Genomic DNA, 23,551 nt, shown 5'->3' on the forward strand with positions numbered 1-23,551 from the left:
AAACTCGGCACTACTGCAGGTGGACGCAGTCCTTCCCGCGGACAGGCGGCGCCCTGCGCGCCGTGCAGAGAAGGTAGGCGCAGGTAAGGGAGGCGCAAGGCGAAGGTCGGTTCACGGGTCGAGCGCCTCCGCTTCGTCGGCGACAGTCGATGCAGCGAGTGCGCGGCTCCTGAGCTCGCCGGTGCCGTCATCATGACCATCGACCTTGAGTGCAAGCTCGAGGGCGGCGAGATAGATCCATGGAAGTGTCGCGAGTTGGATCCGTCCGTCCTGATCGGTGCGGAATCCGTCAAGTGCGCGGAAGAGACCGCGCAACCCGCCGACGGCGCGGAGCAGTTCGGCGGCGCGTTCATCGTTGCGCACGGAATAGAGCTTCGGCTTTCCGGGTGCCTTGGTCGCTATCCACGGCCACAGATGGTGGTAGAGATCGATGGCGTGATCGCCGATGACGATCTGATCATCGCGAAGGCCGCAGATCATCAGCTCACCGGCGTGGGTCCAGTCGATAGTGAGACGGCGGACATCTTCGCGGCTGATTGGCACCAGCCTGCTGTATTGAGTGAAACCGTGCGCCAGCGGAAACCACCGAAGCGACGCGTAGCTGACAGCAAGAATCAATGGCGTGGCCAGCGTCATGCCCACAACAGCATAGCCAACATACGCAGTTCCTTCGTGTAGGCCGATCGTAACGAGGCCTGCAACAGCAACAGCAATCGCGATGAACCACGACCACAAAGCGACGCGTTCCTTCGCAAGCCATCGCTGGAGGAGGAAGACCGGAGCAGTAAGCGTGTACTCTGAAAGCGCGACGATCCACATCCACGGATCGGTGCCGAAGATCAGGTATCCCAGAACGATGGATATAAGACCGCTGACGCCGAAAAAAATGTAGACCAAGCGATACATTCTCGATCGCTTGTCCACTTCTCGCTGCAGCTGAAAAGCGAGCGACTCCTCTCCACTTTCCGGCGCTCCGATCTTGATCAGTTCAACGGTGCCGAGCCTGACTGGGGCAAACGCGGACGGCGCCTCGCCAGCCGGAGTTCGCGCGGCGAACCGGGCCGAGAGTTCCGGAAGTGCGGCCTCGGAGGCGTCAGGACCGAGAAGATTCCACTCGCCGCAATCGGAGCAGATGCGCCACACACGGTGGCGCACCGGGTCGAAAGCGATGCGTGACGCGTCGGGAATCGACGCGAGCTCGCCGTTCGGCGGGAACGGGCGGTGACATGTGATGCAGGTGAGGGACATTGGTCAGCGTCTCGACCCTGAGAGTAACCAGCTTCAGGGAACGAGGCGAGTGAAGTCGACGGTCGGAGGAGGGAGTCGCTGGGTGGCGGTGGCGCTAGTTGCCGAGGATCCAGCCGAAGCCGAACTGGATCAGCGCGTCGGTCTGGTTGCCGTGCTGCAGCTGACCGGGATTCAAACGCAATGACTGCGGCAGCGGAAGATCGAAGGTGTACATCAGCGCGCTCAGATCAAGGGTCGCGAGCAGGTGACGACTGACGTTGAGCTGCGCTCCGGCGCCGACGGCACCCGCGGGTTGGGCCGAGGAACCGTATCGCGAGTAGGCATCACCGCCATGGCGGATGAGTGCGGGGCCGGCACTAACCCAGAGATGATTCCCCGAGCGATTGCCGGCAACGGTCACCATCCCCTGCGCGACAATCATCTCGACTTGCGCCGGCGTCGTTGGAGTCGGACCTTCAGGACTGAAGATCGACGGCACCGTGCTTCTCGCGACAGACGCCATGATCTCGGCGCCGAATCGGTGGCCGAACCATGCCTTGGCTGCACCCCCGATCGCCGTCCCGCTGAGCCCCTGCGGCGTGAGCGGGAGATCGGTTGCGTAGACCGACGCAGCGTCGAAGTGCCCCAGCGGCCGGTAGTAGCCGATCGTCGGAGCGAGTGTCACGCTCACCTGCGCATGCAGTGACTGTGCAAGCGCGACGAGCACAATGGCTGCGCTGCAGATCGATCGTCGCATGCTGGATGGAAAAATCACGAGTCAGCTGGGTGGCGGAAGCGTTTCGACATCGAGCTCGGTGATTCGCGCACGACATGGCGTGAATCCGCATCCCCACTCAAGTGTGCGCCAGGCGGTGCCGTTCAACCGCTTGGCGGTGATGCCGTCGGGTGTACCGTGAAGGGTGAACGAGAATTTCGGGTCGAGCGCGCGGTGGTTATCGAGCGTGATGATGCCGAGCGCATCGACTCGTGCTCCGCAGCTCCGCGCGCTGGCGCAGGTGAACGACGCCTTCCATGGCGTGCTGCAGCCGGTCATGCACTCGGCCGACCAGGTGGCAGCCGAATGCTCGAGAATGATGGTGAAATGCGCAGGGGCGGCAGCGCGAGGTTGCGGCGCCGCGCTCGCGGCAACGAGAAATGCGCCAGTCAGGATTGCAGCGGGTCGGAACATTGCAGGTTCCCTCCGGATGCGGGCCCATGTCGGCGATACAGGTGCACCAATACTACAGCGTCGTGCGCTTGGGCGGCGGCGCTCCTGGCCCCCGCTCAGTGAAAATGGCAGGCCTTTCCCGGCGACCAGTCGCCGTTGGACCTGCGGATCATCAGGCGCGCGCGCCGTCTCGTGTCGACGCCCTCCCCGATCGTCCATGGCACCATGGTCGCATACTCTCCGAGCCAGCGTGCCAGCTCGGCGACCGGCAGTTCGAACTGGTCTGCGTCGGTCTCGAAGAGGAAGAGATCAGTCGGCGCCAGGCCAAGATGCGTGATCCCCTTGTTCAGCCATTGCAGCTGATTGGCGAATCGCTGCTCGGCGCGAACGCGCTGCTCATCGTCGAACGTGCCGATGTTCCACAGGGCGATCATCCCCGGTTCGGCGAGCGGCGCCGCGATCAGCGGCTTTGGGGCGCGGGAGAGGTGCTCGCGCGCAGCGGCCCAGCGCTCGCGCCTTCCATGCGGGGCGAATATCCATTCGAGCGGCGACGCAGGATGGTCTCGCGGCTGTTGTACAAACCGCATCACCTGAAGGGTCAGCTCAGCACACAGGTCCATCGTGCACCCCCACAGAGACGTTCGCAGCAGGGAGCATACTCGGCGAACCGGTCAGCTGTCACCTCTCGACCGTCTGCCGGCCGGCTCATCCGCTGGCGCCCGGAATTTGCCGTACATTCTGTTCATGCGCATCCGCGTTCATGGCGCCCTGGCAGTGCTCATTGTCGCGCATGCCACGGCGCAGCAGCCGGGCGATCTCAACAAGGCCAACCGCGACTCTCTCGCGGCGCATCGGATCAGCAGCACCACGCTCCGTGGCGAGGTCGTCGTGGACGACACCGCCATCGGCTCTCCGCGATCGCTGGCGACGCAGGGGCACTTCCTCTGGATCGCCGACCGCAACGGGCCGCCATTCGTCCACGTGGTCGACGTGCAATCCGATCGCGTGGTCGCATCGTACGGGGCCAAGGGCGAGGGACCGGGTGACTTTGCGGGGTTTCCCCGCCTGAGCATTCGACCTGGCGAGCCGTCGAATGGATGGGGGTACGACGAGCACCTGCGCCGCATGACACCGCTGCCCGAAGCCGCAAGATCAGCGGAACCGTCGACCCTCGGGCTGCCAGCCGACCGTTCCCTGTATGATCTTCGCTGGAACTCGCACGACCGCCTCCTCGGCGTCACCGACATGGATACCAGCCGGTATGTGGTCTACGATGCCAGCGGCAAACTTGTCGACAGATTCCTCGGCGGATTGCTCGGTAACAGCGACATTCCGATCCTGAGCCGGCGCTCCGCGTCCAATGGCTTCTCGTTCTGCAGTGCCGGCGATGGACGCCACGCGGCCGTCACGTTCGTCGCCGCCGGCCGCATCGAGCTCGTTGATGCATCGACGCACACGTTGCGGCGGGCGGCGGTCCCGTTTGCGTCGGACGGCGGTTTCACTCACGCACCCGACGGTCGCTGGACGTTTGACCATGGCACGCGGTATTACGCGGACTGCGCGGCGACGTCACGGCACCTGTATGCGTTGTTCGTCGGCAAGGCGTTCGCCGCGACGGGGGGTCGAGCCGTCGCGGCGGACTATCTGCAGATGTTCGACTGGACCGGACGACTGGAGGCGGTGTACCTCCTCGATCAGCCGATGAGTACACTCACGGTGAGCGGCGACAGCGTGGTGTATGCGGGCGGGACAGAAGTGACCGCAATCTATCGATTCAGGCTGCCGCGCCCTTAGTCGCACCGCCCGCCTTCCTCGCGCCGCGACCGGCGCGGACCGCCACCCCCAGCTAGTCGTCGTCGTGCTGGATGATGACGATCGGGTCCTTCTCCTTCTCTTCCTTGACGGTCCGCTCGGTCCTCACCGTCGTCTCGTCCTTCGATTCCGTCTGGCGACTTCCGCCGGAGTCCCGCTTCGTCTCGGTCCGTGTCTCGGAGGTCCGGGTGTATTCGCTTGGCTCGCTCATCGTCGATCTCCGTTGAAGGTGGTCGATTCCCATTCTCGGAGACGGCGCACTCGCCCCGCGATGCACTGTGCGAGTGATATCCCAGAAGGCGTCACCGCTTGACGTCAACCGAACCGGGAGGGAGCCATGCGTTTCATCAAGCCGCTGCTCACGTCACTTGGATTGCTGATGATCACAGGCGTGAACGCCGTAGCCCTGGCCGCGCAGGATCCCGCGGTCAAGGTGAACGTCAAGACCGACGCCACGGATACGACGTGGTACACAACGCCGGCGGCGATCGCGATCGGGTGCCTGATCGTGCTGCTGATCATCGTGCTGACGGTGCTGGCGGCGCGACGGAAGGGCGGAGGCAGCACCACCACGGTGATTCGCTAGCGCTTCGGGAGCGGGCCGACCGTACCGGCCGGCCCGGCATCCGGCGTTACATACCCAGCACATTCCTCGCGATCACCATCCGCTGAATTTCGCTGGTCCCTTCGCCGATGGTGCAGAGCTTCACGTCGCGATAGAACTTCTCCGCCGGGAATTCCTTGATGAAACCGTACCCGCCGAAGATCTGCACGCACTTCTCGGTCGCGCGGACGGCGACCTCCGACGCGTAGAGCTTCGCCATCGACGACCAGAGCGTCGTCTTCTCGCCGGCATCCTTCATCGCCGCGGCGCGATAGCAGAGGAGCCGAGCCGCTTCGATCTCCGTCGCCATGTCGGCGAGCATGAACTGGATCGCCTGGAAACTCGCGATCGGCTGGCCGAACGCCGGCCGCTGTTTGGCGTACTCGCGAGCCGCGTCGTAGGCACCGCGCGCAATCCCCACCGACAGCGCCGCGATCGAGATCCGCCCGCCGTCGAGGACCTTCATCGCATCGCTGAAGCCGTGGCCAACCTGGCCGAGGACGTTGGCATCGCTGACCCGGCAGTTCTCGAGAATCAGCTCCGCGGTGTCCGAGATCCGCATGCCGAGCTTGTTCTCCTTCTTCCCGGCGCGAATACCCGGCCGGTCCATCTCGATCGCGAACGCCGTGACGCCGTGACGGGCGCCGCGCTCGGTGACCGTGAGCACCACCGCGACCTGCGCGTGGCTGGCGTTGGTGATGAAGTTCTTGGTGCCGTTGATCACCCACTCGTTGCCGTCCTTGACGGCGGTAGTCTGCATCCCCGACGCGTCGCTCCCCGATCCCGGCTCGGTGAGCGCCCAGCATCCGATCCACTCGCCGGTGGTGAGCTTGCTCAGATACTTCCGCTTCTGCTCATCGTTCCCGGCGAGATAGATGTGCCCGCTGCAGAGCGAGTTGTGCGCCGCGACCGCGAGCGCGATCCCCGACTCGACCGCAGCAAGCTCCTCGACGATGTTGACGTAGTCGACATACGAGAGCCCGGCGCCGCCGAATTTCTCGGGGAAGATCGCGCCGAGCATGCCAAGGTCGCCGAGCTGGTGAATCACTTCGAGCGGGAGGTGCTGCGCTTCGTCCCATTCCATCACGTGCGGCTTGATCTCGCGCACGGCAAAGTCCCGCACCATCTGGCGGACCTGTTCCTGCTCGGCGGTCAGCTTGAAATCCATCGGCGATGCTCTCCCAGGGGCTGTTCGTCGCGCCATTTTCGCGCGGTCGCGGCATAGTAGCGCGGTCGGGGCCGGGATGACAGCTGTGTCCCTCGGCTTCGGCGCTTCCCTCGCTTCGCTCGGGACAGGCGGGATGACAATCAGTGATCGTCGCCGTCGCGGTCCTTGTCGGGGACGTCGACCGTCATCGGGAAGAAGAGCGAGGCCCGGGTCGCGGGGTACTTCGCTCCCCATCCCCTGGCGTCCTGCCAGAGGATCCGATTGAGCTTGGCGGTCGGTGCGGCGTCGGGAATGTCGAATCGCATCTTCGCCGAGGCGAGCGCCGCCTGGCGCTGGGCGCCGTGCAGGCGCGCCGGCGCCGGATTCACTTCGTAGATCGACTGCGCCGGTTCGATCGCCGTGTACGGGTGCAGGTCGGGCTTCTCCTTGGGAGTGATGAAGGCGTCGCCGAGATCGGTCGCCGCGAGATCGAAGATCGACAGCGCCGGGAGTCCGAGCATCAGTTCGATCGTCTTGAGCAGCGACGGATGATTGTAGAAGGTGGAATCGACGGCACCTCGCCGCGTGTACGGCGAGATCGCGAGTGCCACGGTGCGATGACCGTCGACATGGTCGACGCCGTTCTGCGCGTCGTCCTCCACGACGAAAATCGCCATATCCTTCCAGAAGCCGGAATGACTCAACGCGTCGACCACCTGCCCCACCGCGAGATCGTTGTCGGCCACACATGCCTTTGGCGTGCAGTCTCCCGCGCCGGTCCCCGCGGTGTGATCGCTCGGCAGCTGCAGCAGCACCAGATTCGGCATGCTGTCGCCGGCTTCCCACTGCGCCAGCGATCGCTTGAACATCTGCGCGCGGACCACGTCGGGAACGGCGAGGGTCCACGACGGGAAGTCGCGCACCAGGATGTGATCGAGCGACGGAATCGGCGAAGTGGTGTGAAATGGCGGATCGAGCCGCACTTCGCCGCCGGTGTGGTACTGCGCCAGCAATGCGCTCCGCACCGGGCCGGCGCTCTGGTCGCGCGGCTCGGGAGCGAATTCGCCGAACACCTCGACGCTCTTCCCTTTCGAGATTGCATCGTCCCAGATGAAGCCGCCGTTGGAATACGCCAGCGGATCGGAACCGTCGTAGGGATAGCTGCGTCCCTCATAGAGTGGCCAGAGGGTGTACTCGGTTTCGTTCGCCTGAGTCAGCCACTGATGTCCATCGGCAGAATTGCCGCCTTCGGCGAAGAAGCGGTCGAGCGTGACGAACTGTTCCGAGAGCGCATGGGCGTTGGGCGTGACGCTCCGCCCGTACATCACGAACTGCGAATCGTTGTCGCCTCGCGGGAGATCGCCGAGGATCTGGTCGTAGGTGCGATTCTCGCGGATGATGTAGACGACGTGGTGGATCAGCGACGGTTCGCCGGGGCGTTCGGGAACGGCGCGTGCCGCGACATTGGCCCGCGCCGCAGCAGCACCGGCGCCACTCGCGAGCGGCAGGCGATTGTTCTGCGACACGGCGACGGTGAACGCCGCGAGCTGGCCGCGCGTCGGCACGGGAACGACATTCACCGCACCCCGAACGGCATGAACGTACCGGCCGGTCATTCCGGCATTCGCTCCGGTCCCGGAGCCGACACCGAGCAGCGTGCCGATTGCGAGGTATTTCCCGTCGCCGCTGGCGTCGAGCGTCGACGGATACCACGCCGTCGGAATCATCCCGCGCAGCGACGCTCCTCGTGGTGCCACCGCGACATCATAGATCGCCACGGCGTTGACGCCACCGAGTGCCACGTACAGCGTGGCGCCATCGGGCGAGAGCGCCAGCGCGGTCGGCGCGAGACCCGCCGCGCGCGACCGGAACGGCGCCACGACGATGGAGCCGAGGAGTGAATCACCGCGCGAATCGATGACGGAGATCTCGTCGCTGTTGCCGTCGGTCACGTAGATCCGGTCGCGTCGCTGATCCCAGACGATATCGGTGGGATGGCGCCCGACGGTAATGCGCGATGAGACCTCGCCGGTGCGCAGATCGACGCGAGCCACGGTCCCCGCCATCGCGATCCCGCGGGGATCGATCCGCACCGCTTCGGCGCGCGCTTCGCAGCATTGCTTCGCCGACATCTCGGTTCCCTGCGGCTGCTTGCCGGCGAGTTCGGTGACCCATCCCGTCGCACCATCGTCGGCGATCACGGCACCGAGGGGTGCAACACCGAGTGCCACGGTGCGAATCGGTGCGCCGCTCGCCGCGTTCACGACGGCGAGTTGATCGTCGGCGGTGAGCGGGAGGACCGCGACGCGAACGCCTCCCGCACCGGCACCCGCCGCCACCGCCGGCGAACCCGCCATGTCGTGACCGAATCCACCCAGCGGATGGAGGCCATCCGCACCGATCGCAGTGAGTTGCGCAATCGATCCGGCGTTCGCCGCCGTCCCGGCGAGAGGGTGCGCGCCGGCGGGAACGCGCCCGACCGACGACAGCAGGAAGCGATTCGCGGCGGTATCCGCGGCGATGCCGTAGATCCCGGTGCGGCCACTGATCTTCCAGTGATCGGCGACGCGATTATCGACCCACGCCATCCGATAGACGTCGCTGCCGACCGCGACGACGATCTCGCTCGAGTTGCGAGCGAAGCGCAGGCCGGTCACGCGCCCCTGAAAGACTGTTTCGGCGCCGGCCGGCGTGATCCGCTGATTGGTGGCGATGACACCGGGGTCGGCAACACCGCGTTGCGGCCCCGCTGCCGCCTGAATGCCGTTCTGCGGGATCGAGGCGACCTGGAGGAGGATGTGGAGGATCAGCATCCCTGAACGCTACGACGAAATCCCCGCGAATGCTCCCCCATTGCGAGTCACGGTCGGATCACGCGGACCACGGCCTACGTCGCCGCAGTGGCGACCTGGATCGCGAGCGTCCCTGCCGCGTGCCAGGCGTAAAGCAACGATGCGAGGATGATCGTCAGGTAGACCGCGTCGACCACCCACCAGGTGCGCCGCATCCGTCGCACGTCGGCGTCGATGCCGCGTTGCGCTTCGTGCAGGGTGTACTGGCGCACCATCGCGATGACGATCTGCGCCACTGCGATGAAGGCGAGAAACGCGACCAGCGCGCCGAGGAACTTGAGCAGCTGCGGCATCAAGGTCTTGTCGAGGCCGAGGGATTCGCGTGCCGAGACCATCGCCACCGCGCCGAGCGCCACCACGACGACGAACTTGCCGTAGGTAGCGAAGGCGTCGCGCGCCATCACCGTGCAATAGCGCTCCCGTTCGACCAGGAGCTTGTAGCGTTCGAGGACAAAGCCGTCGTGAAGTTCCACCGGTCATCCCTCCTCGCAGATAATGCGCGGAAACCGGAATCGCCGTAAGGGGCCGCAGTATCAGGAAGAGGGGACGGCGATCGGCCGCCGGCAGGCACTTACGGCGTGGCGGCTGGGCCGGTCTCCGCGATCAGGACGTGCCCGACCGGTCCGTTGCGGAGGCCGTCGGTGCGGTTGGCGAAGAGGCGTTGGTGTATCTCGTCGGGGCCGAGATCGATGACGGTGGAAAAGCCGATCCGGTGGAGCGTCGCCGCCAGCTCTTCCGGCTCGAACCGCGCGATCCACGGCTCCCCATGGCGCGCCACGCGACGTGCGCTCCGCCCGACGAACCATTTCACGAGGAGCGAGAGGTGACGGTCGCTGATCATGTAATCGAAGACGACGCTCGTCCCCGGCGCGCAGCCGGCGATATCGGTCAGGGTCGCGATCACTTCCGATTCGTGCAGATACATCGTCACGCCGAGCCACGTGAAGCAGGCGGGACGATCGAGGGCGAATCCCGCCGCCACGAGCGACGCGATCAGCTTGTCGGTCGTGAAGTCGATCGGCACGTACGTGACGCTCGGCGGAATCGTGATCGATGCGGCGGCGAGCCGCTCGCGCTTCCAGATCTGTGTGGCAGGGTAATCGACTTCGAAGACGCGGAGAGATGGAAAGCGGTCGTGCGAGCGATATGCGAAGGTGTCGAGCCCGGCACCGAGAATCACGTACTGATCGACGCCGCGGGCGACTCCCAGGGCGAGCTGGTCTTCGGCGATCCTGCTGCGTGCCGCGAGAAATCCGCGGAGCTGCGATGATCCCGGGAAGCGGCGGCGCGCCGCATCGCGCTGCACCCGCGCCACGCCTTCGGGCGGGAGGATGTCGAGCGCGAGCGGATCGTCGAGAATCAACGGATCATCGAGCACGCGATGCAGCGCGCGTCGCGCGGCAGCACCGAGCGCGGTGCGGCTGGGGCGGCCCTCGATCACGTCAGTGCGGTGTGACGGGCCGGGTCACGCGTCAGGTGGATCGAAGCGCGGCACGCCGTTCTGTCCCGGCGTGAAGACTTCGACCGACAAGGTGAAGGTGCGCTGCTCCGATGGGCGCAACGCACCGACACCGACGATCTGCCGCGCGACTTCCTCGCCGCGCTCGTTGCGAATCGAGAGGAGGACCGAGTATTCCCACGCCCCGCCATCAGCTGGATGGCGGAGCGTCCCCTCGACTCGCAGCGGTGAAAAACTTGGTGCAGCCTTCTGCTGCTGCGCGCTGGCATCGAATCGCAACCGATGCTTGCACGCTGGGCAGATGCTGGCGCTCTCGAGAATCGTGGCCCGGCAGTGCGGACAGGTCCGGGTGGTGCCCGGCGCGCCCTGACGGGTCGTGCTCATGACGCGGAGCCACTCTCCATGCGAAGCGCGGCCTTGCCACCCTTCTCTTCCCATCCGAACTCGACCTGACCGCGCATCCGCGATCCGGCCGCCACGGTGAGTGACCCGGCCTTGAGGTCGCCGTTCAGCACGCCGGAATCGAGCAGCTCGACGCGCGAGGCGGCTTCGATATTCCCCTCGAGTTCGCCGCCGATGATCACGGTGTTGGCGCGGACGCCGCCGGTCACCTTGGCGCCGACTTCGATGGTAAGATGGCCCTGCACGTTGACGTCGCCCTTGAAGCGTCCGGCGATCCGCACATGGCCGGCGCCTTCGATCTTCCCTTCCACCGTCAGGTCGGAGGCGATCAGCGATTCCTTCGCTTCGGAGTTACGGCGCGGAAGATCAAAGCTCTGCGTGGGCTCGGGGCGCGGCGGGGTGTCGAGCTTGGGCGCCGGCGTATTGGTAATCGGCACGGATTCCTTCTTGGCTGGGGTCTGTTCCTTCCAGATCGTCATGGCTCGAAGTTCCTGTGGTGGTTACACAGCGCCGCCGCGTGGAGGCGCCGCGATTGTTGGCTACGTGTGGGGGAGCGACGAAGATACCCCCGTCCGGCTACATCCGCTCGTCCGCACTCGGCCCGTAAATCGATGGTATCGGCACGTCGAGCAGCCGCAAATAGACGGTGAGCTGACCGCGGTGGTGCGCGAGGTGCGAGATGTGGTTCCGCACCACCACGCTCCGGGGCGCCGCCCAGAAAACCTGGTCCCCTCGCTTGAGCGACCAGGTCCCCGCGAAAGTCTCGTCGCTCGCCCGGGAAAGCGCCTCCCGCCCCTCGCGGACGTTGCGGTCGAACTCGTCCATCAACGCGGAGTGCGTCTGGTTGCCATACCCGGTACCTCCGCCGAGATCGAGCGAGTCGTTGGTGAGGGTCTGGGCGATCCACCCCGGCATCCAGCTCACCAGCTGGGCCAGATGGCCGAGGGAGAACGACTTGGGATGCGGCTTCCAGTCCCCCTTCTCCTCCGGGACCCGCTCGAGGAGGCGGCGAGTGGGAACCATTTCCTGGTCGAATTCGGGGAGGAGCGAGGTGCCGATGGTCATCGGAGACTCCACGTCGATGGATCGAACCGGTGGGGACGATCGCATTCCCGGACCGCGCACCAATGCGAAGCGGTTCCCGGGGCCAGTTCCAATTCTATACGTGATGACGAGTTCGCTGCACCGGGGGGTATCGGTCACAATTGCGTACTGCTGCAAGCGGGCCTAACGTTCGCGCCTCCCCCGAGTAGATGGTCCGCTCACACCGGCTGGTGGCAGGTGATCGGCGCCATTTCGCCGACCAAGAGGTGTCTCGTGATCCGGTTGCGTCATCGATTCGTTGCTGCGGGCATTGCGGCGCTCGCATTCACGTTTTCCGTTCCGCAACTCCAGGCACAATCGACGACGGCCGCCGTACCCGATCGCTATCCGGTGTCGAAGGCCGATGCGGATTTCATGCAGGGGATGATCATGCATCACGCCCAGGCGGTGGAGATGGCGCGGTGGGCGCCGACGCATGGCGCGAGTCAGGCGATCCAGACGCTCTGCGCACGGATCGCGGTGTCGCAGCGCGACGACATCTTCTTCATGCAGAACTGGCTCCGCGAACACAACTTCGCCGTGCCGGATACCAATGGTCACATGCCGATGGCGTCGATGCAGGGAATGTCCGGGATGTCGATGAGCTCCGACACGGCGCCGATGCTGATGCCGGGGATGCTCACGCCGGCGCAGATGAAGATGCTCGACGCATCGCGCGGCCCCGATTTCGACCGCCTCTTCATGACGTTCATGATCCAGCATCACAATGGTGCGCTGCAGATGGTCGATACGCTCTTCGCTTCGCCGGCCGGCGGGCAGGACGACGACATCTTCAAGTTTGCCACGGCGGTGCACGCCGACCAGACCGCGGAGATCGCCCGGATGGAAGCGATGCTCCAGGGGAAGTCGGTCACCGCCGTTGATCCATGATCCCGATTTCACTCACCACTGTTGTCCCGCTGTCCCTTAAACGGATTCGTCCATGACATCACTGCATCGAACGTCCGCGCGGTGGACCACCGCACTCCTTTCGCTCGCCGGCGTAGCGCTCTACGTCTCGGCGTGCGGTCACTCCTCGACGCAGGCATCGACCGCGCCGACACCGGCGGCGGGCTCGGGCCCGATGTCGCAGATGTCGCCGCTGCCGACGCCTGACATGTCGGCGATGGACGCGATCGCCGCGCCGTCACCCGATCCGCGCGTTGGCCTCGCACCCGGCGAATGGGACGCGGCGACGAAGACGATCACCAAGCCCGCGGCCGAGGCGATCTGGAACATGAACATGGTGTCGCACACGCCGCCGAGCCCGGCTTCGGCGGGGGCGACGCACTCCGATCTCGCCTTCGAGGGGAAGTACGTCATCCAGGGGAACTACAACGGATACGAGGTATGGGATATCTCGAATCCGAGCCACCCGACGCTCGCGACCGGGTATAGCTGCCCGGCGTCGCAGGATGATATCTCGGTGTGGGGACATCTCCTCTTCGTCTCGGCAGAAGCGACCAACTCGCGCACCGATTGCGGCACCGGCGGCGCGCCGGGCGCGGTCAACAAGGACCGCATCCGCGGCGTGCGCATCTTCGACATCACCGACATCGCGCATCCGAAGGTGATCACCGAAGTGCAGACCTGCCGCGGGTCGCACACGCACACCGTGGTGACCGACCCGAACGACAAGAACAACATCTACATCTACATCTCGGGAACGTCGGGCGTGCGCCCGGCGGCGGAGCTGGCGCGCTGCATCCCTGATCCGCGCGATCCGAACACCGCGCTCTTCAACATCGAAGTGATCAAGGTGCCGTTGGCGCACCCCGAGCAGGCGGCGGTGGTGAGTCACGCGCGCATCTTCCAGGATGCAGCGACCGGTGGTGATCTCGTCAACCGGATCGGCTCGCATGGCGCACCGGCGTCGGATGTCGGCGCGGCAGCTGGTGGACGTGGTCGGGGTGCAGGTGCCGGCGCGGGTGCCGCACCGACGGTGTTCGTCCGTCCGGCTCCCGGCAACATGACCGGCGCAATCGCCGAGATTGCTCCCGGCGTCACCGATGATGCGCGTCAGAAGACCGCTGACTCACTGACCGCCGCGGGCTACTTCGCGCTCAACCGTGGTGGCTTCGGCGGCCGCGGTGGTGCTGGTCGCGGTGGCCGCGGTGGTGGTCGCGGCAACGTGCCGGCGACGCACGACGACTCGCTGACGATCTGGAGCGAGTACGCGCTGTCGAAGGTGACGCCGCTCACTGCGACGTCGAGCAAGGCCGATTCGATGAAGTGGTCGAAGTCGACCGACTCGCTCCGCGCACTCGGCTACGCCAACATTCCGTTCCCGCCGACGCCGCGCGGCACGCTGACCCAGTGCCACGACATCACGGTGTATCCGAGCGTCGGCCTCGCCGGCGGCGCCTGCGCCGGGATGGGCCTGCTCCTCGACATTCACGATCCGGCGAACCCGCGCCGCATCGATGCCGTCGCCGACACCAACTTCTCGTTCTGGCACTCGGCAACGTTCAGCAACGACGGGTCGAAGGTCCTCTTCTCCGATGAGTGGGGTGGCGGCGGGCGTGCCTACTGCCGCGCCACCGACCCGAAGAACTGGGGCGGCGACGCGATGTTCGACATCGTCAAGGGGAAGATGGTCTTCGAGGGGTACTACAAGATGCCCGCGGCGCAGACGCAGGCGGAAAACTGCGTGGCGCACAACGGCTCGCTGATTCCGGTCCCCGGGCGCACCGTCATGGTGCAGTCGTGGTACCAGGGCGGGATCTCGGTGTTCGACTGGACCGATCCGACGCACCCGAAGGAGATCGCCTTCTTCGATCGCGGCCCGCTCGATGTCCCGGCGAACAATGGGACGAGCGACGCAGGCTTCTGGTCGTCGTACTGGTACAACGGCTACATCGTCGGGTCGGAGATTCAGCGCGGCATGGACATCTTCGAGCTGAAGCCGAGCCCGTATCTCTCGCAGAACGAGATCGACGCGGCGAAACTGGTGAAGTTCGACTGGCTCAACGTGCAGGATCAGCCGCACTTCGTCTGGCCGGCGAACATCGCGGTGCCGCGCGCCTACCTCGACCAGCTGGTTCGCTGGAACGGGATCTCCGGCTCGCGTGCCGCGGCGATCAAGACCGAACTCGATGCGGCGGACGCCATGTCGGGCGGGGCCAAGAAGGCCGCCTTCAGCAAGCTCGCCGGTGAGCTCAACGGCGATGCCGCGAGTGCCAAGGATGGCGCCCGGGTCCGCGCGATGGCTGCGTCGGTGACGCAACTCGCCAACGCGAGCTGAACGGCAGCAGCACTGTAGTAGCGGGTGATAGAGCGAATGGCCGCCAGCAATGGCGGCCATTCGTGCGTTCGGGGCCTTCGCCACTCCGCTTCAGTGGTGATGCAATTAGCGTCCTCGAACAGCGAGACCGACCATGTAGCCGAGAAACGCACCGATCGCCGCGAGCAGGAGTATGCCCCCGCCCCCGAAAGGACCACTGTCACGATCGTGGAAAGTGACGTAGCCGATCGCGGGCAGTGCGACCGCACCGATCGCCGCCCCAATGGCCGGCGCATTCGAAGCGTGGCGAGCGTCGACATCCGGGTGTCGAGGAACCGCCGGAACTCCCTCGAGGCGCGCGGCCGCTCGGAGCTGCCAGTCATATCGACCGGGCGATGGAACTGACTGCGCTCCTGCCCTGGCGCCGATCAGCGTGAACGCTGCGATCGTAAACGAACGTCTGAGATAGATGTGCATCAGCCAATCGCGTCGAGAGGACTCAGTAGATCCCCGGAATGAACCGCGCCACGCGCGATGAATACTCGCGGTACTGATCGCCGAACGCTTCGGTGAGCACTGTCTCTTCCGCCCGTGCCCGGATGTCGGCGCCGAGAAGCATGAGGACCACGGCGACCCACATGATCGTGGTGGGAATCCAGATCGCAGAGCCCAGGGCGAGGAGATCGAGACCGGCGTAGATCGGATGGCGCACCAGGGCGAACGGTCCGCCGGTGGCGAGCTCGTGATCGCTCTCGATCCGTGCCTGGAAGCGCCACGACCGGAAGTGAAGGAGCGCCCAGCACATCAGCCGCGCGCCGACCGCTATCACCAGTGCACCGACCACCTGTTGCCCGGTAAACCAGTGCGGCACGCCGGTGCCGAAGACCGCGCTGCCAATTCCCATGTACATCACGAAAAAGCCGATGGCATGGATCGCGACGAGGAGCCGGGAGAAGCGCGCGGTCGTGGGGACTGCCGCGGCGGGTTGGGCGGTGGCCGGCTCTGACGTGGTCGGCTCCGCCGCTGCCGCGGGATCGGGCTCCGTCGACCGGCTCAGTGATCGGGTGATCCCGAAGGCGGCCCAGAAGGCGCCGTGGACGGCATAGATCGCGATGTCGAGGGTGATCCTGACGGTAACCATCCTCAAATGTCGCCCGGCAATGGAATCGGGCAACTCCCTGAACCGGGAACCGGATCGGGGCAACCTCGCTTCCAGTTGCAGCGTCCAACCGATGCATTGCGCTGAAATGGATACTGCCGTAGCGTTCTGAAACCGCGACTTAGCAAGTCCCGTACGCAATCCACTGGCACCGATGCGTCCCGAGCAACATGATCTAGGCGCGCGGTACCATCGAAGATTCCGGAGGAATAGCGTGAACAGGAGCGGGCGTTTCTACGCGGCGGTTCTTGCCGCGGTCGTCGGATTGGCCGGTACCCGGTGGCAGCCAGCCGCGGCGCAGGCAGCGTCGACCGCGCCTTCGGCGAGCCCCCGGCCGCCGGTCTTTCCGCAGCTCTATCCGGTGACCCCCGAAGACGTGAATTTCGTGACCGGGATGATCGCACATCACTCGCAGGCGATCGTGATGGCCAAGTGGGCGCCGACGCACGGTGCGAGCGAGGACATCCAGACCCTCTGCTCCCGGATCATCAACGCGCAGACGGACGAGATCGCGCTGATGCAGCGATGGCTGCAGGACCGCCATCAGCCGGTTCCCGAGGCGAAGCCGGTGCCGATGAAGATGATGATGAACGGTGTCGAGACCGAAATGCTCATGCCGGGGATGCTGACCGACGAGCAGATGAAGCAGCTTGATGCCGCGCGTGGAACCGATTTCGACCATCTCTTTCTTCGTTTCATGATTCAGCATCACCGTGGCGCGGTGCAGATGGTCACCGATCTCTTTGCCGCGGGCGCAGGGCAGGATGAAGGGGTCTTCAAGATGGCCAACGATATCCAGGCCGATCAGACCACGGAAATCAACCGGATGGCCAGAATGTTTCTCACCATGCCAGGGGTATGACGATGACACTCTCGATGCACCGAACGGTTCTTGGACTCGCGGTCGCAGCGGCTGCGGTTCTCACCATCCCCGCGGCGGGGCAGGCGCCGAATCCCGACCCGCGGGTCGGATTGCGCGGCGGCAAGCTCGACACCAACGGCGTGGTCGAGCCCGCAGCGATGGCCGCGTGGAACATGCGGCTCCTCTCGAATACCACGCCGCCGGCGCCGTTTCTCGGCAAGACCAACGCCGACCTCGCCTTCTCCGGGAAGTACGTGATCCAGGGGAACTACGGCGGGCCGCTGCTGTGGGATATCTCCGATCCCGCACATCCGGTGCTGGCAAAGACCGATCTCTGCCCCGCGTCGCAGGACGACGTCTCGATCTACAAGAACCTGATGTTCGTGTCGAGCGAGTCGAATACCGGCCGCCTCGATTGCGGCGCCGGCGGTACCGGCCGCGATTCGGTATCGTCGGAGCGGATGCGCGGCGTGCGCATCTTCGACGTCAGCGACATCAACAATCCGAAGTACGTCGCCAACGTCCAGACCTGCCGCGGTTCGCACACGCACACCGTGGTGAATGATCTGCACGATCCGGCAAACGTATACGTCTATGTGTCGGGACAGGCGCAGGTGCGGCCGTCGTCGGAACTCGCTGGCTGCGTGAGTGATTCGCCCGACAAGAATCCCAATTCCGCGCGCTTCCGGATCGAAGTGATCAAGGTGCCGCTGGCGCATCCGGAGCAGGCGGCGATCGTCAACTCGCCGCGCATCTTCAACGATCTTGCCGCCCCGCCGACCCATGGCGAAGCGGCCCTCGAGATCGCGGCGCTCGACTCCGCGCGGCGCGTCGGCGCGTTCATCGCCGAAATCGGGACGCAGCACATCGTGCTCCCGCCGGCGTTCGTGAAGCCGCAGCTCGACAGCGTGGTCAAGGCACGCGGCGGCACCGGCGCACCGACCAAGGCCGACAGTGATGCCTTCCGGGCGTACCTGCCGACCTTCATCAACAAGCTCACCGGCGGCGGCGGCGGCAAGCCGACCGGTCCGGACCAGTGCCACGACATCACCGTCTATCCGTCGATCGGGTACGCCGGTGGTGCCTGTGCGGGATACGGACTCCTCCTCGACATCAAGAACCCGGCGAACCCGGTGCGCGTCGATGCGGCGTCGGATTCGAATTTCTCGTACTGGCATTCGGCGACCTTCAACAACGACGGCACCAAGCTCCTCTTCTCGGATGAATGGGGCGGTGGCGGCGCGCCGAAGTGCCGCGCCAGCGATCCGAAGGACTGGGGTGCCGACGCGATCTTCACGATGAAGGACGGCAAGCTCACGTTCCAGAGCTATTACAAGATGCCGGCGGCGCAGACCTCGCTCGAGAACTGCGTGGCGCACAACGGCTCGCTGATTCCGATCCCCGGCCGCGACGTGATGGTGCAGGCGTGGTACCAGGGTGGCGTGTCGGTGTTCGACTGGACCGATGGCGCGCATCCGAAGGAGATCGCCTTCTTCGATCGCGGGCCGGTCGATTCGAGCTCGTTCCAGATGGGCGGCTCGTGGTCGGCATACTGGTACAACGGCCGCATCTACTCGTCGGAAATCGCGCGCGGCCTCGACATCTTCGAGTTGACGCCGAGCCCGATGCTGTCGGAAAATGAAATTGCTGCGGCGCGCACGGTGCACGTCGACCAGCTCAACGTCCAGGACCAGCCGAAGTACAGCTGGCCGGCGACGTTCGCGCTGTCGGGCGCGTACCTCGACCAGCTCGAGCGGGACCACGGTCAGTCGGCGGCGAAGATCGCCTCGGCGCGCACCGGCCTGGCGAGTGCGGAGAAGTTGCAGGGTGCCGCACGGAAGGCCGCGTTGACGAAGCTGGCAACGCAGCTGCACAGCGATGCCACCAGCGCCACCGACCAGACGAAGGCGCATACCTTCGCGACGTCGGTGCAGGAGCTGGCAGCCGCGACGAAGTAACGATCAGCAGCTTGGTCGGCAGACAAGAACCCGGGGGTCGCGGAGTACCGCGGCCCCCGGGTTCGCTCTATACAACCACTACCGGTCTAGCGCCCGGTACCGCAACCCGTGACGGGAACGGTCACAGGCAGCAAGTCCCCTCCCCCAACTCGTTTCCGCTCGGCGTCGAGGTCCCCGATTCGCTGAACCTGGACTTGATTCAACTTGACAAGCGCCCGTTGGAGATCAGCGCAATTACCGTTGACCGCCGCAAGCACGCTTGCTGTCGGCATGACCTCGCCGTATTCCATGTCAGTGAGTCGACGAGCAAGATCGCGATTGAGGGAACCGAATCCTCCTTGCGGTGCGTTGGCGAGCAGTGTGAGCGTTGAATCGAACGACCGCGCCGCTGCGCGAAGCGCAGGATCACCACTCTTGATGTCGGACGCCAACCAGTCGTGAAAATGGGCGACTGTCATGAATCCCTTGTTGCTTGCCTCCAGCCCTGCACTCATCCTCCGCTCGAACGCGACCTGCGCCACGATCGCGGCCTGCGACACCGGGACACGCGGATCCGGCGTGACAGCAAAGGTCCGGGTGAGGTGCTGATCGCCGGCACTCAAGGTCACGGTGTACCGCCCCGGTGCGATCATCGGCCCCATCGGCACAGTGCGCGGCGTGTTACCCGGAATCGCATGCCACGAGACGGTGAATTCGGTGTAGTCGAGCAGCGTCCCGGTGTAACCGTAGTTCAACACGCTCGGCGACGGATAGCGGAGATCCCACGCGAAGCGATGCATCCCCGGTTCGGTGGAGAGAATTGTCGCCGGCTTGATCCAGTACGGCGGCACGTTGATCATCGTGGTGTCGGGCGGAGGCGCCGCATTACTGAACTCGCGGATCACGTGCCCGGCGGGATCGGAGAAGGTGACGGTGATCGGACCGCGCACCGGCGCCTTGAGGAAGTAATCGATGATCACCCCTTCCGGCGGATTCTGCCCCACCGTCACCTCGGGCGGAAGCGGTGTGTCCTGGGTGTTGTCCCAGCGGGCATGCGTCGCGCTCTCGGGGCGATAGAGGAAGGCATCACCGGTGGCCGCCACGACATCGTGCGCCTGCCGCAGCGGCGTCACGTCGTCGAGAATCCAGAAGCCGCGGCCGTACGTCGAGATCACCAGGTCGCTCCCGTGCACCGTCATATCGCTGATGACAGTGGTCGGCAGATTGATCTGCAACGACTGCCAGTGATCGCCGCGATCGAACGAGACCCAGGTACCGGTCACGGTGCCGGCGTAGAGCAGATCGGGATTGACCGGGTCCTCGCGCATCACGCGCGCAGTGCCGCCGTCAGCGATGCCGTTGTCGATCTCCTTCCAGGTCGTGCCGAAGTCGGCGGTGCGATAGAGGTGGGGATGATTGTCACGCGACAGCAGCGCCACGTAGGCGGTGCCGTCAACGCTGTGTGAAGGGTCGATGGTGTTGATCCCGCCTGCCGGCATTCCCGGCGGCGTGACGTCGTGCCAGGTGAGGCCGCCATCGCGGGTCATCTGCACCAGTCCGTTGCCGGTGCCGACCCAGATTTCGCCGGCCTTGAGCGTCGACGGCGCGAGTGACTGGATCGAACCGCCGACCACCGGTCCGCTGCGACGACCGGGAACGGCGATCTGCGTGGAATCGGTGCCGACAGTGTGGCGGACGGTGAGATCGGGCGAGAGGTGACGCCACGTCCTGGCGCTGTCACTCGATGCCATCACGTATTGCGCGCCCATGTAGAGCAGATGCGGATTCTGTGGCGAGAAGACCAGCGGCGGCGCGCCGCCGAACCGATCGGTGGGCGTCGGCGTGTAGAGGATCGCAATCTCGCTGGTCTTCCGGTCGAACCGCTGCAGCACATGGTACCACCCCTGATCGTACACCCAGCGCGGGTTGAGCGGATCGGTCGCGATGAATCCGTTCTCGAAGCCGCCGACCGGAGTCCAGTCGCTGGGACGGATCTGGCCGAAGTCGCTCCGGCTCACCACGCAGGCGTCACCGCTGTCCTGCTGCGGACCGCAGACGTGATACGGAAAATCGTTGTCAGTCGACACTCGGTAGAACTGACCGTTCCGCATGTTGTACCAGCCGTTCCACGTCTCGCCGCCGTCGACCGAAATCGTCGGCCCCTGATCGGCACCGGCGATCATCCGCCGAGGGTTGGTCGGATCAATCCACAGCAACCGGATATCCGCACCGCTCGGCGCTCCCATGTACGAAACGAAATGCTTGCCGCCATCGAGCGAGCGGTACATCGACGTGCCCATCAGGTAGGCGACGTCGGGATTCTTCGGATCGGCGTAGATGTGACCGCCGGCGCTGGCTATGGCGGAGGTGCCGAGGGTCCATGACTCGCCGCCATCGTCGGAACGATAGAGACCGCCCGGACCGCCTCCGCCGCGCGCGCCGCCGCGGACTTCGCCGTAGAGGCGGTTGCCGTGCGTCCCCGATGCAACGGCGAGGGCGAAGCCTGCGGCGCCCGGCGGAAGCCCCTTCCCACCGATCGGCTTCCACGTCACGCCGCCGTCAGCCGATCGATAGATGCCAGTCGACGCGCCGCCGCTCGGTGCCGCTGGTGCGCCGCCACCGCGACCACCGGCGCCCGCGCGCTGCATCGTGGCGTAGATGATCGATGGATCGTCGAAGTCGTAGCTGAGATCGGAGGCGCCGGTGGCGTCGTCACCGAGAACGCGCGTCCAGTCGTGACCACCGTCGGTCGAGCGATACACGCCGCGCTCGTGATCACCGGGAGGTTCGGCGCCACGCCCACCCTGCACCGCCACGAGCACAGTATTGGCCTGCCGCGGATCAACGACGATCGCGCTGGTGTATTGCGAGTTGTGGAGGCCGATGTTGGTCCACGTCGCTCCGGCGTCGGTGGACTTGTAGACGCCGTCACCGGGAGTGAACGACCAGCCGGACGAATTGCCGGTGCCGACATACACTGTGTTCGGCGACGACGGCGCGACGGCAACGGCGCCGACCGACGCAACGTGGACGGAATCGAAGATCGGATTCCAGACGGTGCCGCCGTCGGTGGTCTTCCAGACGCCACCTTCCGGAAGACCGACGTAGTAGGTGTTGGGATCTCCCGGAATGCCGGCGACAGCTGCCACGTATCCCGAACGATTGGGACCGATCGATCTCCATCGCATACCGGCGTAGTAGTCGGGAGTGATCCCCTGCGCGGACGCGATGGCTGCAACGGTGACGGCAAGCGCGCCGGCGAGAGCGATGGAACGGGATGAAGCGCGGTACGGACGGGTGAGCGGCGGGATCACTGCGGCTCCTCAGGCAACTGAACGATTGCGGTCTGTGGGGGTGGGCCGCCGAAGTATCACGACCCACGCGGTTGTGCGCCAGCGATCTCTCCTCCCTTCCGCCGGCGAGAGCGCGCTGCATATTGGAGCTACCCCCGACGTCATCTCTCGCCTTCCTCCGACTGGAGCAGTTTCAGTGCGCACCGTCGCCCTTCGATTTGGCTTCGTCACGCTCCTGTTGTCATCTGTCGTTCAGCTTTCGCCAGCGCAGTCACCCGAGATGTACTCCGAGATGCACTGGCGAGAAATCGGACCGACCCGTGCCGGCCGCGCGCGCGCGCTGGCGGGGGTGCCGAACCAGCCGAACGTCTTCTACATCGGGTTCGACAATGGCGGGGTGTGGCGATCGACCGATTACGGCTCCAACTGGGGGCCGCTCTTCGATCATGAGCCAACCGGGTCGATTGGCGCGATCGGGGTGTCGCAGTCGAACCCCGACGTGATCTACGTCGGCACCGGCGCGGGGATCATCCGGCCCGATCTCGCGGTCGGCGACGGCGTGTACAAGTCGACCGACGGCGGGAAGACCTGGACCCATCTCGGCCTCTTCGAGACCCAGATGATCGCCAACATCGATGTCGATCCGAAGAATCCCGATATCGTCTTCGTTGCGGCCCTCGGCCATCCGTACGGACCCAACGCAGAGCGCGGCATTTTCCGCTCGACCGACGGCGGGAAGACTTTCCAGAAGGTGTTGTACAAGGATGAATACACCAGCGGCAACGATGTCCGGATCGATCCGTCGAATCCGCAGGTCGTCTACGCGGCACTCTGGCAGCAACAGCAATCGTTCGGCGAGAATGGCGCCGGATTCGCCGGAGCGTCTGGCGGGATTTTCAAGTCGACCGACGGCGGCACGACGTGGAAGCAGCTCACCGACGGATTGCCGGCCGTAGGTCAGGCGAACCTGGCGATTGCCGCGAGCAATTCGCAGGTGGTCTACGCCGTGGTCGGGACTGCGCCGGGTTCGGGTGGCCGGGGCGGCGGCGCAGGCGGTGGCGGGCGTGGTGGCGGAGGAGGAGGCGCCGGAACGGGACTCTACAAGTCGACTGACGGCGGCGAGCACTGGCATCTCGCGGTGAACGACGCGGCACAACCGCACGCCGCCGATGGCCGCCCGATGGCGCGAATTGGCGGCGGTGATCTCCCGACGATTGCAGTCGATCCGAAGAACGACCAGGTCGTGTACAGCTCGTCAACAGTGTTGTGGCGGACCGAGGATGGCGGAATCACCTGGCCGGCAGTTCGTGGCGCCCCGGGTGG

General features: G+C 65.4%; 22 protein-coding genes. 7 read left to right on the forward strand and 15 right to left on the reverse strand.

Features of this window, described 5'->3' with window-relative positions; all coding sequences use genetic code 11:
• Nucleotides 1-111: 111 nt before the first annotated feature.
• From VGM20_10000 to VGM20_10015, 4 genes are all read right to left on the reverse strand, one after another.
• The gene (locus tag VGM20_10000; GenBank protein HEY4101197.1) at nucleotides 112-1,248 is read right to left on the reverse strand and encodes a hypothetical protein; all 1,137 of its coding nucleotides are present in this window, start codon (nucleotides 1,246-1,248) and stop codon (nucleotides 112-114) included.
• A 94-nt stretch (nucleotides 1,249-1,342) separates the two neighbouring features.
• The gene (locus VGM20_10005; GenBank protein HEY4101198.1) at nucleotides 1,343-1,984 is read right to left on the reverse strand and encodes a hypothetical protein; all 642 of its coding nucleotides are present in this window, start codon (nucleotides 1,982-1,984) and stop codon (nucleotides 1,343-1,345) included.
• A 21-nt stretch (nucleotides 1,985-2,005) separates the two neighbouring features.
• Nucleotides 2,006-2,416, reverse strand: coding sequence for a hypothetical protein (locus VGM20_10010; GenBank protein HEY4101199.1), 411 nt, complete (start codon nucleotides 2,414-2,416; stop codon nucleotides 2,006-2,008).
• Between the two features lie 95 nt (nucleotides 2,417-2,511).
• Nucleotides 2,512-2,982, reverse strand: coding sequence for a hypothetical protein (locus VGM20_10015; GenBank protein HEY4101200.1), 471 nt, complete (start codon nucleotides 2,980-2,982; stop codon nucleotides 2,512-2,514).
• A gap of 157 nt (nucleotides 2,983-3,139) precedes the next feature.
• On the opposite strand from VGM20_10015, the gene VGM20_10020 reads away from it, so the two are divergent.
• Nucleotides 3,140-4,189 carry a BF3164 family lipoprotein gene (locus VGM20_10020; GenBank protein HEY4101201.1) on the forward strand — a complete coding sequence of 350 codons (1,050 nt, stop codon included), beginning with the start codon at nucleotides 3,140-3,142 and terminating at the stop codon, nucleotides 4,187-4,189.
• Nucleotides 4,190-4,241: 52 nt separating this feature from the next.
• Here the strand turns inward: VGM20_10020 and VGM20_10025 are convergent, their stop codons facing one another.
• Nucleotides 4,242-4,418 (reverse strand): hypothetical protein, encoded by a 177-nt coding sequence (locus VGM20_10025; protein ID HEY4101202.1) that lies wholly within the window; start codon nucleotides 4,416-4,418, stop codon nucleotides 4,242-4,244.
• Between the two features lie 126 nt (nucleotides 4,419-4,544).
• Between VGM20_10025 and VGM20_10030 the strand changes: the two genes are divergently transcribed.
• Nucleotides 4,545-4,793: a hypothetical protein gene (locus VGM20_10030; protein ID HEY4101203.1), complete on the forward strand. Its 249-nt coding sequence runs from the start codon at nucleotides 4,545-4,547 to the stop codon at nucleotides 4,791-4,793.
• 46 nt (nucleotides 4,794-4,839) lie between these two features.
• On the opposite strand, the gene VGM20_10035 is transcribed toward VGM20_10030, so the two are convergent.
• From VGM20_10035 to VGM20_10065, 7 genes are all read right to left on the reverse strand, one after another.
• Nucleotides 4,840-5,979 carry an acyl-CoA dehydrogenase family protein gene (locus tag VGM20_10035; GenBank protein ID HEY4101204.1) on the reverse strand — a complete coding sequence of 380 codons (1,140 nt, stop codon included), beginning with the start codon at nucleotides 5,977-5,979 and terminating at the stop codon, nucleotides 4,840-4,842.
• A gap of 140 nt (nucleotides 5,980-6,119) precedes the next feature.
• Nucleotides 6,120-8,771 carry an alkaline phosphatase family protein gene (locus VGM20_10040; protein HEY4101205.1) on the reverse strand — a complete coding sequence of 884 codons (2,652 nt, stop codon included), beginning with the start codon at nucleotides 8,769-8,771 and terminating at the stop codon, nucleotides 6,120-6,122.
• Between the two features lie 74 nt (nucleotides 8,772-8,845).
• Entirely contained in the window at nucleotides 8,846-9,283 is a 438-nt protein-coding gene (locus VGM20_10045) for a hypothetical protein (GenBank protein ID HEY4101206.1), read from the reverse strand.
• Nucleotides 9,284-9,381: 98 nt separating this feature from the next.
• Complete coding sequence (locus VGM20_10050) at nucleotides 9,382-10,251, reverse strand: class I SAM-dependent methyltransferase (protein HEY4101207.1); 870 nt, start codon at nucleotides 10,249-10,251, stop codon at nucleotides 9,382-9,384.
• Between the two features lie 24 nt (nucleotides 10,252-10,275).
• On the reverse strand, nucleotides 10,276-10,653 hold the full coding sequence (locus VGM20_10055) for a hypothetical protein (protein ID HEY4101208.1): 378 nt from the start codon (nucleotides 10,651-10,653) through the stop codon (nucleotides 10,276-10,278).
• A complete protein-coding gene (locus VGM20_10060; GenBank protein ID HEY4101209.1) occupies nucleotides 10,650-11,150 on the reverse strand; it encodes a polymer-forming cytoskeletal protein in 501 nt (166 codons plus the stop codon). Before VGM20_10060 ends, VGM20_10055 begins: the two co-directional genes overlap by 4 nt.
• 97 nt (nucleotides 11,151-11,247) lie before the next feature.
• Nucleotides 11,248-11,736, reverse strand: a complete 489-nt coding sequence (locus VGM20_10065; GenBank protein ID HEY4101210.1) for a DinB family protein — start codon at nucleotides 11,734-11,736, stop codon at nucleotides 11,248-11,250.
• A 252-nt stretch (nucleotides 11,737-11,988) separates the two neighbouring features.
• Here VGM20_10065 and VGM20_10070 point away from each other — a divergent pair, with 252 nt between their 5' ends.
• Together VGM20_10070 and VGM20_10075 are read left to right on the forward strand one after the other, a co-directional pair.
• A complete protein-coding gene (locus tag VGM20_10070; protein ID HEY4101211.1) occupies nucleotides 11,989-12,645 on the forward strand; it encodes a DUF305 domain-containing protein in 657 nt (218 codons plus the stop codon).
• 52 nt (nucleotides 12,646-12,697) lie between these two features.
• Nucleotides 12,698-14,998 carry a hypothetical protein gene (locus VGM20_10075; GenBank protein HEY4101212.1) on the forward strand — a complete coding sequence of 767 codons (2,301 nt, stop codon included), beginning with the start codon at nucleotides 12,698-12,700 and terminating at the stop codon, nucleotides 14,996-14,998.
• A gap of 105 nt (nucleotides 14,999-15,103) precedes the next feature.
• On the opposite strand, the gene VGM20_10080 is transcribed toward VGM20_10075, so the two are convergent.
• Both VGM20_10080 and VGM20_10085 read right to left on the reverse strand, forming a co-directional pair.
• Complete coding sequence (locus VGM20_10080) at nucleotides 15,104-15,454, reverse strand: hypothetical protein (GenBank protein ID HEY4101213.1); 351 nt, start codon at nucleotides 15,452-15,454, stop codon at nucleotides 15,104-15,106.
• A gap of 22 nt (nucleotides 15,455-15,476) precedes the next feature.
• Nucleotides 15,477-16,118, reverse strand: a complete 642-nt coding sequence (locus VGM20_10085; protein ID HEY4101214.1) for an isoprenylcysteine carboxylmethyltransferase family protein — start codon at nucleotides 16,116-16,118, stop codon at nucleotides 15,477-15,479.
• 232 nt (nucleotides 16,119-16,350) lie between these two features.
• On the opposite strand from VGM20_10085, the gene VGM20_10090 reads away from it, so the two are divergent.
• Complete coding sequence (locus tag VGM20_10090) at nucleotides 16,351-16,998, forward strand: DUF305 domain-containing protein (GenBank protein HEY4101215.1); 648 nt, start codon at nucleotides 16,351-16,353, stop codon at nucleotides 16,996-16,998.
• Between the two features lie 14 nt (nucleotides 16,999-17,012).
• Nucleotides 17,013-18,956: a hypothetical protein gene (locus tag VGM20_10095; GenBank protein ID HEY4101216.1), complete on the forward strand. Its 1,944-nt coding sequence runs from the start codon at nucleotides 17,013-17,015 to the stop codon at nucleotides 18,954-18,956.
• An 86-nt stretch (nucleotides 18,957-19,042) separates the two neighbouring features.
• Here the strand turns inward: VGM20_10095 and VGM20_10100 are convergent, their stop codons facing one another.
• Nucleotides 19,043-22,249, reverse strand: a complete 3,207-nt coding sequence (locus VGM20_10100; protein HEY4101217.1) for a hypothetical protein — start codon at nucleotides 22,247-22,249, stop codon at nucleotides 19,043-19,045.
• A gap of 175 nt (nucleotides 22,250-22,424) precedes the next feature.
• On the opposite strand from VGM20_10100, the gene VGM20_10105 reads away from it, so the two are divergent.
• A partial coding sequence (locus tag VGM20_10105; protein HEY4101218.1) for a hypothetical protein occupies nucleotides 22,425-23,551 on the forward strand: 1,127 nt, incomplete at its 3' end.

The sequence above is a fragment of the Gemmatimonadales bacterium genome (genome assembly GCA_036500345.1).
Taxonomy (GTDB): Bacteria; Gemmatimonadota; Gemmatimonadetes; order Gemmatimonadales; family GWC2-71-9; genus Palsa-1233.